The sequence below is a fragment of the Rhodospirillaceae bacterium genome, assembly GCA_016712715.1.
Lineage (GTDB): Bacteria > Pseudomonadota > Alphaproteobacteria > Dongiales > Dongiaceae > Dongia.
Window position 1 is genome coordinate 236,880 of the sequence record JADJQM010000003.1, and the last position, 12,685, is coordinate 249,564.

A 12,685-nucleotide genomic window follows, 5' to 3' on the forward strand; every position below is an offset into this window, starting at 1 on the left:
GCCAACAAGAAAAGCCACACATCGGAGTCACCATGGCCGACCCCTTGCTGCAGCCCTATCAACTGAAGCATCTCAAGCTCAAGAACCGCATCTTCTCGACATCCCATGAGCCGGCTTACTCCGAGGCCGGACGGCCGGGCTTGCGCTACCAGCTCTATCATGAGGAGAAGGCCAAGGGTGGCGCCGCCATGACGATGATCGGCGGCTCCTCGGTCATCGCCAAGGATTCGCCGCAGGCCTTCGGCAATCTTTACGTCCATGACGATGCGATCATTCCGGACTTCAAGGCGCTGGCCAAGCGCGTCCATGCCTATGATTGCGCGGTGATGTGCCAGATCACGCATCTCGGCCGTCGCACGTCCTGGAGCAAGGAACATTGGCTGCCCATCATCTCGGCATCCCACGAACGCGAGCCCGCCCATCGCGGCTTCCCGAAGATGATGGAGGATTTCGACATCAGCCGCGTCGTGAAGGCCTATGGTTCTGCCGCCAGACGCTGCCGCGAGGGGGATCTCGACGGGGTGGAAATCGAAGCCTATGGCCATCTTTTCGATTCGTTCCTGTCGCCGCGCACCAATTCGCGCGAAGACAATTACGGCGGCAGCCTCGAGAACCGCATGCGCTTCGGCATGGAGGTGCTGGCCGACATGCGCCGCCAGGCCGGGGCCGATTTCATCATCGGCGTGCGCATGGCGGTCGATGAAGCGGCATCCGATGGCTTTGGTTTCGACGAAGGTCTCGAGATCATGCGGCGGCTGCACGCGGCCGGCCTCGTCGATTTCATCAATGTCATCGTGGGGACGATCGACACCGATGAATCACTGTCCCACATCATCCCGCTCATGGGCACGCCGGCCGGGCCGAACTTTGCCAAGGTGAAGGCGGCGCGCGCCGCCCCTCCCCGGCCTCCCCATCTTTCACGCGGCGCGCATCAACGATCTCGCCACAGCGCGGCATTGGGTGGCCGACGATGCGGTCGACATGATCGGCATGACGCGGGCGCATATGGCGGACCCGCATATCGTGGCGAAGATGATGCGCGGCGAGGAAGAGCGGATTCGCCCCTGTGTCGGTGCCGGCTATTGCATCGACCGCATCTATCAGGGCGGCGAAGCGCTGTGCCTCCACAATCCGGCGACGGGGCGCGAAGAGACGATGCCCCATGTCATCGCGCGGAGTGACGGGCCGGTGAAGAGGATCGTCATCGTCGGTGCCGGACCCGCCGGCCTCGAAGCGGCGCGTGTCTCAGCCTTGCGCGGCCACAAGGTGACGGTGTTCGAGGCCACCGACCGTGTCGGTGGCCAGGTCGCCATCGCCGCCACGGTGGGCCGACGCAAGGAACTGGTCGGCATCACCGACTGGCTCTATGCCGAGGCACAGGCTGCCGGTGCCGAATTCCGCTTCAACAGTTTCGTGGAAGCGGCGGAGATCGTGGCAGAGCAGCCGGATATCGTCATCATCGCCACGGGCGGCACGCCGAACACGGCACCGTTCCAGCAAGGCGGCGATCTCGCCATCTCGACCTGGGATGTGCTCTCCGGCCAGGTGGCCCTTTCCGACGACATCATCCTCTATGACGATGAGGCGGGGCATGAGGCGCTGTCGACGGCGGAATTCCTGACCGCCAGGGGCATCAAGTTCGAGCTCATCACGCCGGAGCGCATGATCGGCGCGGAAGTGGGCGGGCTCAACTACCCGGCTTACTACAAGGCGTTCTATGCGGGTGGCGTGACGCTCACCATCAACCAGCGCATGACCAAGATCGCGAAGGTCGGCAACCAGCTGGTGGCGACCCTGTTCAACGCCTATGACAAATCGACATCCGAGCGCCGCGCGCAGCAGATCATCGTGGCGCACGGCAATCTGCCGGCGGATGCAGTCTATTTCGATCTCAAGGAGCAAAGCGTCAATCGCGGCGAGATCGATATCGACAGCTTCATCGAGGGCCGCCCGCAGGCGCTGAAGACGAACGCGGCGGGATCCTTCCAGCTGTTCCGCATCGGTGATGCGGTCTCCACCAGAAACATCCACGCCGCGATCTATGACGGCTTGCGGCTGTGCAAGGTGTTTTGAAGTGAGCCCCCTCACCACAACCCCTCTCCCTCAAAGGCGCAAGCCAAAGTAGTTAATCATTGCTCGCAAGCAAGACTTGCGGGATGATTGCCATAGGCCCTTCGGGGTGGTTTAGGCCCCCAGACCCCCGAGACATCGGGGCAACTCTGGGCTCTCCGACGCCGACACCATTTGTACTGGTGTCCTGGGAGATGGCTGTGCGCACAGCCGGATCTCACCCGATGAAGCCCCAAACGGCGGGTTATCCGTAATGGGGACGCGATAAGCAGACCTTCAATGGCCTGCGGTACCGTGGGTCTGAAAGGACTTGCCGTGCGCAAGATTCAGATCACCGTAGACATCAAGTTTAACGTCGCTTCCACCCTCGGGTGGTTGTGCTGGCTAATCGTGATGCTGGCCTAAAAGCCGGGGCGGTTCCTTAGGGGGCCGCCTCTACCTTTTCCCTTCTTCGTCGCTATCTTTGGCGTCGCTTTCGTTTCGTGCGGCGTTCGTGGCGTATTCAGCATGCGCTTTAGACTCTCTTCACGCTCTTGATCGTCAAATTTGGAGTCAGCCATGGCCCGCCGTCCCTCTCGAAAGAAATATGCCGAAACCATAGGCGAAATTGCCATCGGGTGGAACTTGCTAGAGCGACGCGTAGACGTTGTTGGGTTTCACTATCTCGGCGGAAAGGCCGAAGTAGCGAGCCGAATTTTTCAAAGCATGGGCAATCAAACCAAAGAAGAATTCTTCCGGTACTTGGTGAAAAAAATCGAACCTGACGCCCGCATATCGGAATGCGTCAATCATCTCCTAAGTGCAACGAGCATTCTTCGAGAAAACCGAAACACTATTTTGCATGCTAGTCCGGCTATAAATCCAATTACCGCTACGCCTAGATATGAGGGACGAATATTTAAAACTCACAAGCTCGGGCACTCATCGCATTTCAACGTAAGCATCGAAGTTTTAGAAGAGATAGTCTTCAACCTTAAAAACTTCGCTGACTATGCCGCTATAATATCGGCCAGCTTAGAATCGGAAGACAACGACGGATTGAAGCAGGGTCCTTCGACAAAAGAAGCGATGACTCTTGCGCTTTCAACATTGAAAACCAAACTTCCTCTACCGTATAAGATAGCCTCACTCCCGCTGCCTGAAGATCCGCTAGGCGCAAAACCCCGGCCCAAACCGTCTCGGGGATCGCCCCCCAAAGAACCCCCTCGTCCCAAAAAGCTCTCATCTGCACAGAAGCGCGCCCTTCTCGCTAAGGGCAAAGCTTCGTAGCGCCGACCTGTCGTTTGCTCAAATGGTCGTCGCCTTCTGTTCAGTCAAGCATACAAGCACTCTCCTTCAAGGGGAGAGGGGGGTGCATATGGTAATTTGTAGGTCGTCATCCCCGGGCTTGACCCGGGGATCAGTCCGCAACTGAGGATCAGAGCCCAGTCGTATCTGATGCCCGGGTCAAGCCCGGGCATGACGATACTGGATACATACGATTGCCCTCCTCCTTCAGGCGGAGGCACTGTCGGCGAATGCCGACATTCGTCGGCGGGGGTGGGGCGTGGGTGATGATTGTGAGAAATGCAGACTGAGCGCAGCCCCCCTCCCGACCTCCCCCCTGAAGGTGGGAGGAGGAAGCGATTCCAACAGAACAGGAATCGATCTAGCTGCGCAGGCGGGATGAGCTGGGGTCGAAGGGGGCTTCCTTCAGACGCGAGGCCGGCACGCGCTTGCCCATGACCTCGATCTCGAAACTGTCGCCGCTCATCGGCAGATAAGCGAGTGCCAGCTGCTTGCCAGTCGAATGGCCGACTCACGAAGCGGCCCCAATCGGCTTCTGCCGCATTGTAGTCGGCGGTGAAGTCGCGGCCCCAGGAGCCATAGCCCTTTTCCATGCGCATGGAATGGAGCGCGCGGACGCCGAACATCTTCAAGCCATGATCGGCACCTGCTGCGCGCAGCCGTTCATAGACATGGATGAGGTTATGGGGCGCCACATAGATCTCGTAGCCGAGCTCGCCGGTGAAGCTTGCGCGGATGACCAAGGCGTCGGCGAGGCCGACATGGATCTGCCGCGCATGGAGGAAGGGGAATGCGGCATGGCTGAGATCGGTCTCGGTCAGCTGCTGCAGGACGGCGCGGGCCTTGGGGCCGGTCAGCGACAGGCCGGAATAATCGTTGGTGACGCTGCGGATGGCAACCCGCTCGCCTCTGAGATTGGTATGGAGCCAGCGCGTGTAATAGACCTCCGCGCCGCCGGAACCGATCATCAGGAAGGTATCTTCCTTGGTGCGCGTCACGGTGAGATCGCCGAAGATGGCGCCGTTTGGCGACAGCATAGGACACAGCACGGTGCGGCCCAGAGCCGGCAGCTTGTTGCTGACGATGCGATCGAGGAACGAGGCGGCATCGGCGCCGCTCACCTCGATCTTGCCGTAGCTCGAGGTTTCCCAGATGCCGACATGCTCGCGCACCGCCTTCACCTCGGCCGCCACATGGGGGAAGGCGTTGGAGCGGCGATAGGTCGGCTCCTCCTTGGGCTCCGTGCCCTTGGGCGCGAACCAGAGCGGGTATTCCCAGCCGAAGGCCACCCCGAACAAGGCACCTTCGCTTTTCAGATGCGGATAGATGGGCGAGGTCTTGAGGGGCCTTGCCGCCGGCAGTTCCTCGTTCGGGAAGGTCATGGTGAAACGGCGGCGATAGTTTTCGGTGGTCTTTTCGAGGGTGAAGGCGCGGTTGTTATGGGCGCCGAAGCGCGCCACATCCATCGCGAACACATCCATGCCCGGCTCGCCGTCGATGATCCAGTTGGCGACAACCATGCCGACACCGCCGCCCTGGCTGAAGCCCGCCATGACGCCACAGGCGCTGAAATAGTTGGTGAGGCCCGGCACGGGACCGACCAAAGGGTTGCCGTCGGGGGAGAACACCATCGGCCCGTTGATGGTGCGCTTGATGCCGCCCTTCTCCAGGCAGGGATAGCGCGTCATCGCAAATTCCAGCGCCGACCAGATGCGGTCGACATCTTCCTGCAGCAGTTCATGGCCGAAATCCTGCGGCGTGCCTTTCAAGGCCCAATGGCGGCAGTCATGTTCATAGGTGCCGATGAGCAGGCCCTTCTGCTCCTGGCGCATGTAGCTCTCGCCCTCGAAATCGATGGTCATCGGGATCTCGTGATCCAGCGCCTCGACCTCGGGGATCGCATTGGTGACGATGTATTCATGTTCCATCGGCAGGATCGGGAGATCGATGCCGGCCAGGCGCCCCACTTCGCGCGCCCAGAGGCCGGCGGCATTCACGACATATTCCGCCTCGATGGTGCCTTCCTTGGTCACCACCAGCCAATGGCCGTTGGGCTTCTGGCGAAGCTCCAGAACCGGGTTGCGCAGCGAGATCGTGGCGCCCTTGTTCTTCGCGGCCTTGGCATAGGCGTTGGTGACGCTGGAGGGATCAACATGGCCGTCGGCCGGATCGAACATCGCCTTGGTGAATTTGGAGGTGTCGACCAGCGGGTTGATTTTCTTCACCTCGTCCATCGAGACTTCATGGAGGCCGATACCGAGATAATGGGCCTTGGCGAGTTCGGTCTTGAAATAATCGGCCCGCGCCTCGGTGCCGGCGAGATAGAGGCAGCCCACGCGGTGGATGCCGCAGGACTGGCCGGATTCGCGTTCGAGCTCATCGTAGAGCTTCACGGTATAGGCCTGCAGATGCGACATGTTCGGGTCGCCATTGATCGTGTGCATGCCGCCGGCAGCGTGCCAGGTCGAGCCCGACGTCAGTTCCGAGCGTTCGACCAGCATGACATCGGTCCAGCCGCGCTTCGTCAGATGGTAAAGCACGCTCACACCGACCACGCCGCCCCCGATGACGACGACCCGCGCCTGCGATTTCATGATGCAGAGATCCCTTTTCGATCAAGCAGATAGGTTGAGCCGCCCAACGCGGCCGCGATGGCCCTAACTATGCCAAGGCGGGGCGGGCGGAAAAGCCTGGAAATCTCATAAATCGGGTGAGTTTTCGTGTTTTGGACATGAAAAAGGCCCGCGGTATCACCACCGCGGGCCTTTTCCTCAGGGAGCGAAGAAAGCCGTCAGGCGTCGACGAGATCGCTTTCCAGGGCCGGATAGTCGGTATAGCCCTTGGCGCCGCTGCCATAGAAGGTGCTGGCATCCCAGTCGTTGAGCTTGGCACCCAGGGCAAAGCGCCTGGGCAGATCCGGGTTGGCGATGAAGAGCTTGCCGAACGCCACCGCATCGGCGTTGCCGGCGGCGATGATCGCCTCGGCGCTTTCCTGGGTGAAGCCTTCATTGGCGATGTAGACGCCGCCGAACGCCTTCTTCAATTGCGGGCCAAGACTGTCCGGCTGCTGCGCCTCGCGGGCGGCGATGAAAGCAAGACCGCGATTGCCGAGCTGCTCGGCCACATAGCCGAAGGTGGCGGCCGGGTTGGAATCGCTCATGTCGTGGGAGTCACGGCGGGGGGCGAGATGCATGCCGACGCGGCCCGGGCCCCAGACCTTCAGCACCGCATCGGTCGCTTCCAGCATCAGCCGGGCGCGGTTCTCGATCGGGCCGCCATAGATGTCGGTGCGCTTGTTGGTGCCGTCCTGCAGGAACTGATCCAGGAGATAGCCGTTGGCGCCGTGCAGTTCGACACCGTCGAAGCCGGCCTTCTTCGCATTCTCGGCGCCCTGGGCGTAGGCCGCCACGATGCCGGGCAATTCGTCGAGCTCAAGGGCGCGCGGGGTCACATAGGGGCGCTGCGGCCGCACGAGGCTGACATGGCCGGCAGGGGCGATGGCGCTGGGCGCCACCGGCAGATCGCCATCCAGGAAAATCGGGTCGGAGATGCGGCCGACATGCCAGAGCTGCGCAAAGATGCGGCCGCCCGCGGCATGGACCGCGTCGGTGATCCGGCGCCAGCCTTCGACCTGGGCATCGGACCAGAGGCCGGGCGTGTCGGCATAGCCCACACCCTGCGGCGTCACGGCAGTGGCCTCGGTCAGGATGAGGCCGGCGCCGGCGCGCTGGACGTAATAGTCCCGCATCAGATCGTTGGGTACGCGGCCTTCGCTTGCGCGGGCACGGGTCAGCGGGGCAAGGACCACGCGGTTGGGAAGACGCAGATCACCAACGGTGATCGGATCGAGGAGCTTCGACATGTGCGGGTTGCCTATCTTTGTGAAAAAGGGCGCGAATGGGTCCGGGGGTGGAACAGCGCCTGGACATGATTCCCCGCCGTCTTGTCCCCGTCCTTCTCAAGCTAGGAACCCTGGCTGCACTGCACAATGCCCAGCGACGATGGGTAGCAATGCTTTGACTGCAAAGCCTTATTTCACACGAGGTATGCTTGAAAACTGCCTGGAAACCGCCGATTGCCGTCAATTTACATAGGTAATGGTGACGACGCGGCCATCCTCGCTGGTAACGATGGCGGCGCCCGACGCCCGCCCGCGGGATATTCTGGCCTGGTAAGATGGTCTCCCGCCGGCGGTGTGCCGTACCAAGTGAACATATTTGCATCGGATTCAGAGCCCCATGACCCCGTCCCCCGTCCACCACCGCCCCGGCCTTGGCCGGCAGATCGCCGTTCTCCTGGGTTTCCTGGCCGTGAGCCTCGCCTTTTCTGCCATGGGCGGTACCTTCACCGCGTCATCCATCGCCAGCTGGTATCCGACGCTCGCCAAACCCAGCTTCAACCCGCCCAACTGGATCTTCGGTCCGGTCTGGTCTCTCCTCTATGTAATGATGGCGGTGGCGGCGTGGCGCGTTTGGCGGCAGGTGGGCTGGCGCGCGGGGGGCAATCGCTCGCCCTCTATCTGGTGCAGCTCATCGTCAATCTCGCCTGGTCGGTCTTGTTCTTCGGGTTGCAGCGGCCGGACCTGGCGCTCATCGACTGCCTGCTGCTGCTGGTCCTCATCATCTTCACCGCGCTTTCCTTCTGGCGGCATGATGGTTGGGCGGCGGCGCTGTTGTTGCCCTATGCGGCCTGGGTGGCCTTTGCCGCCCTTCTCAACAGCGCCATTGTCGTCCTCAACTAGATCAGGCTAGAAGCTTGCCCCCTGGGGTCCCAAACGTCGAGGAAGACACATGCCGTCCTTCATGACGCCGCAGCTGACGCCGATTGTCCTGCTGGCGATTTCCAACGTCTTCATGACCTTTGCCTGGTACGGGCACCTGAAGTTCACGTCGAAGCCGCTATGGCTGGTGATCATCGCCTCCTGGGGCATCGCCTTCGTCGAATATTGCTTTGCGATCCCAGCCAACCGGATCGGGCATTCGGTCTATTCGGCGGCCGAATTGAAGACGATGCAGGAGATCATCACACTGGTCGTGTTCTGCGTCTTTTCCTGGGCCTATCTCGGCGAAGCCATTCGCTGGAACCATGCCGTGGGATTCACCCTCATCGCCGCTGCCGGTTTCTTCGTGTTCCATAAATGGTGAGCGCCATGATTGCCGCAGAGCCGGCCTTGCTGCATCATACCGGTGCCTCGAACCACCGGAACTGGACCCTCTTTTGAGCAAGCTTACCACGCCCGATATCGAGCTGATGGCAGCCGCCAGCGATTTCATCCGCAGCCGCTACCAGGAGAACCGGCATCATATCGGGGCAGCCGTGCGCGGTGCCTCGGGGCGCATCTATCTCGGCCTCCATCTCGATACCTATGTCGGCCGCTGCTCGGTCTGCGCAGAAGCCGTAGCGCTGGGCAGCGCGCTCTCGGCGGGCGAGACCGCGATCGAAGCCATCGTCTCGGTCCGCCACCCGCGCCCTAAGGAGTTGCATGCCGAGCCGCAGGTGGTTTCGCCCTGCGGCATCTGCCGGGAGATGCTGACCGATTTTGCCCCCGGCAGCGCCGTGATCATGTCCCATGAGGGTGATCTGAAACGGGTGGCCGTCGCTGACCTGCTACCGGAAAAATACCGGCGGGCGCTCTGAAAAAGGCCGATTCCGGCGCAATCTGTCGCCCTTGAAGGGTCTTTCCTTTTGCCACGGCCGGACTATGCTCCGGCGCCCGCAACGAGAGCCATGATGAGCGACACACTGACCAGCACGACCACCCTTCCGACTGCCGCCGGCAGCCGATCGGCCCGCCGCAGCGTCGGGCGCTGGTTGTTGCTGTGCTGCGGCATGATCGCGGTCATGGTGCTGCTGGGGGGATCACGCGCCTCACCGATTCCGGCCTTTCCATCATGGAATGGAAGCCGCTGATGGGCGCCTTCCCGCCCTTTTCCGACCATGAATGGGAACGGGTCTTTGCGCTCTACCGGCAGATCGCCGAGTACAAGCATGTCAATGCGGGCATGACCCTTGAGGCTTTCAAGGGCATCTTCTGGTGGGAATATTTGCACAGGCTGTGGGGCCGCCTGCTGGCCGTGGCGTTCCTGGCACCGATGGTCTGGTTCCTGATCCGGGGCCAAATCACCCGCGCCGAACTGCCGCGCCTGCTCGTGCTGTTTGCGCTGGGCGGCCTGCAGGGTGCGGTCGGCTGGTTCATGGTGGCAAGCGGTTTCCAGGACCGGGTCGATGTCAGCCAGTACCGGCTCGTCATCCACCTGATGCTGGCGCTCGCGATCTTCGCACTGATGCTGTGGTATGCGCTCGACTATCTCGATGACGTGCCGCTCGAAGGCGACGCCGCCGCAGCGGCGAAACTCGGCCGCCATGCGCGCTGCATGAATTTGCTCATCGCCCTGGAGATCGCGCTGGGTGGCCTGGTCGCCGGCACCGATGCCGGCTACGTTTACAATGATTTTCCGCGCATGAACGGCCATTGGCTGTCGCCGAACCTGCTGCTGCTGTCACCCTGGTGGAGCAATTTCACCGAGAACCTCGCCATGGTGCAGTTCCAGCATCGGCTCACCTCGGGCTTCGTCGCCATCACCGTCATCAGTTTCCTCATCCGCGTGCGCCGGCACGATATCGCCGCCATCATCAAGCGGCGGGCACTCACTTTGCCCTTCGCGCTGGCGGCGCAGGCATTCCTCGGTATCGCAACGCTCATGCTGGTGGTGCCGATGTCGCTGGCCGTGCTGCATCAATTGGGCGCCTTCGTGCTGCTGGGCTGCGGCCTCATCGCGCAGCACGCGCTCCGCCGCCAGGCAAGGCGCCTGTCATGAGCGCGGAAGCCGCACCGGCGCCGGAACGGCTGCCGGTTTCCGTCATCACCGGGTTCTTGGGCAGCGGCAAGACGACGCTGCTGAAGCATCTGCTGGCACATCCCGACATGGGCCAGACGGCCGTCATCATCAATGAATTTGGTGAAGTGGGCCTTGACCATCTGCTGGTCGAGAAGGCTGAGGACGATACCATCCTGCTTGATTCCGGATGCCTCTGCTGCACCATCCGCGGCGATCTCATCGACGCCATGCGCCGGCTCTACAAGCGCCGGCACAAGGGCGAGATCCCGCCCTTCAAGCGCGTGGTGATCGAGACCACGGGGCTGGCCGATCCGGCGCCGATCCTCCACACCTTGATGCAGGACCCGCTGCTCACCACGGTCTACCGCCTGGACGGCGTCATCGCCACGGTCGATGCGGTGAATGGCGAGATGCAGATGGACCGGCAGATGGAATCGGTGAAGCAGGCGGCGGTTGCCGACCGGCTGCTGCTCACCAAATGCGATCTGGCTGATGTGGACAGCATCGCCGCGCTGGAGGCACGCCTGCGCCGGCTCAATCCGGCGGCACCGATCCTGCGCGTCTCGAACGGTGTCGTCGATCCCGCAGCCCTGTTCAATGCCGGTCTCTACAACCCGGACAGCAAGAGCCTCGACGTGCAGCGCTGGCTGCGCGAGGAGGCCTATGTCGTGCCGCATCATGATCATGACCATCATGGGCATGACCACGGGCACGAGCATCACGGGCACGGGCAGCACGAGCACGGGCACGGGCTCGATGTGAACCGGCACGATGCGCATATCCGCGCCTTCTGTATCATCCGCGACAAGCCGCTCGACTGGGAACGTTTCTGCGCCTGGATCGATATGCTGACGACGACCCAGGGGCCTGACCTGCTGCGCATCAAGGGCCTGCTCAGCGTCGCGGGCGAGGCGCAGCCGGTCGCCATTCACGGGGTCCAGCACCTGTTTCATCCACCGGTCCTGCTGCCGTCCTGGCCCAGCGACGACCGCCGTTCGAAGCTGGTTTTCATCACCCGCGATCTGGACCAGGTCGCGATCACCGAATCCATGACCGCGTTCCTGGACGACGCAACCGCAGCGTAAACCGGCAAACCAGCCTCCCATCCCCCCCAAACGGCGCCGGAGCGGCATGAACTAACCGGCAACCGACGTTTTTCAGTTTTGCATCGCCAGGAAGATTGCTAGCTTTCGCCTTGATCGAGGGGAAACGTGAGGGCCTGCCAGGCAGCGCCGCCGGATCCTGTCCGTCAGCAACAAAGGGAGGGATAAAAATGTCCGTTAAGTGGAAATTGGCCGGCACGAGCGTTGCCGCAGCCTTGGTACTGGGCAGCATAGCTGCCCAGGCCGAACCGTTGCAGAGCATCGGCGAAGGCGAAGGCGAAGTCGCCATCGTCGCCTGGCCGGGCTATATCGAGCGCGGCGAGACCGATCCGGCCTATGATTGGGTGACCGGCTTCGAAAAGGAAACCGGCTGCAAGGTCACGGTGAAGACCGCCGGCAGCTCGGACGAGATGGTGTCGCTGATGAATGGCGGCGGTTTCGATCTCGTCACCGCCTCGGGGGATGCCTCCGTTCGTCTCATCCGCGGCGGCACGGTGCAGGAAATCAACACCGCCCTCATCCCCGATTACGGCAAGGTCGATCCGCGCCTGCAGAGCGCCGCGTGGCACACGGTCGACGGCAAGCATTTCGGCGTGCCATGGCAGTGGGGCGCCAACGTGCTCCTCTATAACGCCGACGTGTTCGAGAATGCGCCGCAGAGCTGGTCGGTGGTGTTCGAGGAACAGACCCTGCCCGACGGCAAGTCGAACAAGGGCCGCGTTGAAGCCTATTACGGCACGATCTACCTCGCCGACGCCGCTCTCTATCTGATGGCCAACAAGCCGGAACTCGGCATCAAGGACCCCTATGAGCTGACCCAGGCCCAGTTCGATGCCGCGGTTGAACTGCTGCGCGGCCAACGCCAGATCGTCAACAAGTACTGGTCCGATGTCGTGGCCCAGATGGACGATTTCACCAATGAAGGTGTCGTCGCCTCGACCAGCTGGCCCTATCAGGTGAATGCGCTCCGTGCCGGCGGCAAGGTGCGCATCGGCTCCACGGTGCCCAAGGAAGGTGCGACCGGTTGGGCCGACACCACGATGATGCATGCCGAGGCACCGCATCCCAACTGCGCCTACAAATGGCTCAACCACTCGTTGACCAATGTGGCACAGGCGGGGACCGCGTCCTGGTTCGGCAGCGTGCCGGCCGTGACGGCCGCGTGCGAGGATCCGATCCTGGGCGGCACGGGCTGCGTCGCCAACGGTTCGCAGCTCTTTGCCCGCATCCATTTCTGGCGTACGCCGGAAAAGGATTGCCCGACCCAGGGCGGTGCCTGTGTGCCCTACAAGGATTGGGTGGCAGCCGTCCAGTCGGTCCAGAGCGGACAGTAACCCTTTCTGATATCTGATCGGGGCGGATCAGCAATGATCCGCCCCATTTCTT

General features: G+C 62.1%; 7 protein-coding genes and 3 pseudogenes. 8 read left to right on the forward strand and 2 right to left on the reverse strand.

Going from position 1 to position 12,685, the window contains the following annotated elements:
• The first annotated feature begins 32 nt into the window (after nucleotides 1–32).
• Both IPK59_18910 and IPK59_18915 read left to right on the forward strand, forming a co-directional pair.
• Nucleotides 33–2,073 (forward strand): annotated as a pseudogene (locus IPK59_18910) (FAD-dependent oxidoreductase).
• A 555-nt stretch (nucleotides 2,074–2,628) separates the two neighbouring features.
• On the forward strand, nucleotides 2,629–3,339 hold the full coding sequence (locus IPK59_18915) for a hypothetical protein (protein ID MBK8160741.1): 711 nt from the start codon (nucleotides 2,629–2,631) through the stop codon (nucleotides 3,337–3,339).
• Nucleotides 3,340–3,718: 379 nt separating this feature from the next.
• Here the strand turns inward: IPK59_18915 and IPK59_18920 are convergent.
• Nucleotides 3,719–5,951 (reverse strand): annotated as a pseudogene (locus IPK59_18920) (GcvT family protein).
• Between the two features lie 197 nt (nucleotides 5,952–6,148).
• On the reverse strand, nucleotides 6,149–7,219 hold the full coding sequence (locus IPK59_18925) for an alkene reductase (protein MBK8160742.1): 1,071 nt from the start codon (nucleotides 7,217–7,219) through the stop codon (nucleotides 6,149–6,151).
• Between the two features lie 376 nt (nucleotides 7,220–7,595).
• Between IPK59_18925 and IPK59_18930 the strand changes: the two are divergent.
• The 6 genes and pseudogenes from IPK59_18930 (at nucleotide 7,596) to IPK59_18955 (ending at nucleotide 12,633) form a co-directional block, all read left to right on the forward strand.
• Nucleotides 7,596–8,098, forward strand: a pseudogene (locus IPK59_18930) (tryptophan-rich sensory protein).
• A gap of 49 nt (nucleotides 8,099–8,147) precedes the next feature.
• On the forward strand, nucleotides 8,148–8,501 hold the full coding sequence (locus IPK59_18935; GenBank protein ID MBK8160743.1) for a DMT family protein: 354 nt from the start codon (nucleotides 8,148–8,150) through the stop codon (nucleotides 8,499–8,501).
• Nucleotides 8,502–8,574: 73 nt separating this feature from the next.
• Complete coding sequence (locus IPK59_18940; GenBank protein ID MBK8160744.1) at nucleotides 8,575–8,994, forward strand: cytidine deaminase; 420 nt, start codon at nucleotides 8,575–8,577, stop codon at nucleotides 8,992–8,994.
• Between the two features lie 182 nt (nucleotides 8,995–9,176).
• Nucleotides 9,177–10,175: a COX15/CtaA family protein gene (locus IPK59_18945; protein ID MBK8160745.1), complete on the forward strand. Its 999-nt coding sequence runs from the start codon at nucleotides 9,177–9,179 to the stop codon at nucleotides 10,173–10,175.
• The gene (locus tag IPK59_18950; protein ID MBK8160746.1) at nucleotides 10,172–11,281 is read left to right on the forward strand and encodes a GTP-binding protein; all 1,110 of its coding nucleotides are present in this window, start codon (nucleotides 10,172–10,174) and stop codon (nucleotides 11,279–11,281) included. The genes IPK59_18945 and IPK59_18950 overlap by 4 nt, the downstream gene beginning before the upstream one ends.
• Before the next feature lie 188 nt (nucleotides 11,282–11,469).
• Nucleotides 11,470–12,633 carry an ABC transporter substrate-binding protein gene (locus IPK59_18955; protein ID MBK8160747.1) on the forward strand — a complete coding sequence of 388 codons (1,164 nt, stop codon included), beginning with the start codon at nucleotides 11,470–11,472 and terminating at the stop codon, nucleotides 12,631–12,633.
• Nucleotides 12,634–12,685: the final 52 nt, after the last annotated feature.

Bases quoted from the DNA above. Each gene is read 5' to 3' on its own strand.
- IPK59_18915 (MBK8160741.1), top strand. From the start codon at position 2,629: ATGGCCCGCCGTCCCTCTCGAAAGAAATATGCCGAAACCATAGGCGAA.
- IPK59_18925 (MBK8160742.1), bottom strand. From the start codon at position 7,219: ATGTCGAAGCTCCTCGATCCGATCACCGTTGGTGATCTGCGTCTTCCC.
- IPK59_18935 (MBK8160743.1), top strand. From the start codon at position 8,148: ATGCCGTCCTTCATGACGCCGCAGCTGACGCCGATTGTCCTGCTGGCG.
- IPK59_18950 (MBK8160746.1), top strand. From the start codon at position 10,172: ATGAGCGCGGAAGCCGCACCGGCGCCGGAACGGCTGCCGGTTTCCGTC.
- IPK59_18955 (MBK8160747.1), top strand. From the start codon at position 11,470: ATGTCCGTTAAGTGGAAATTGGCCGGCACGAGCGTTGCCGCAGCCTTG.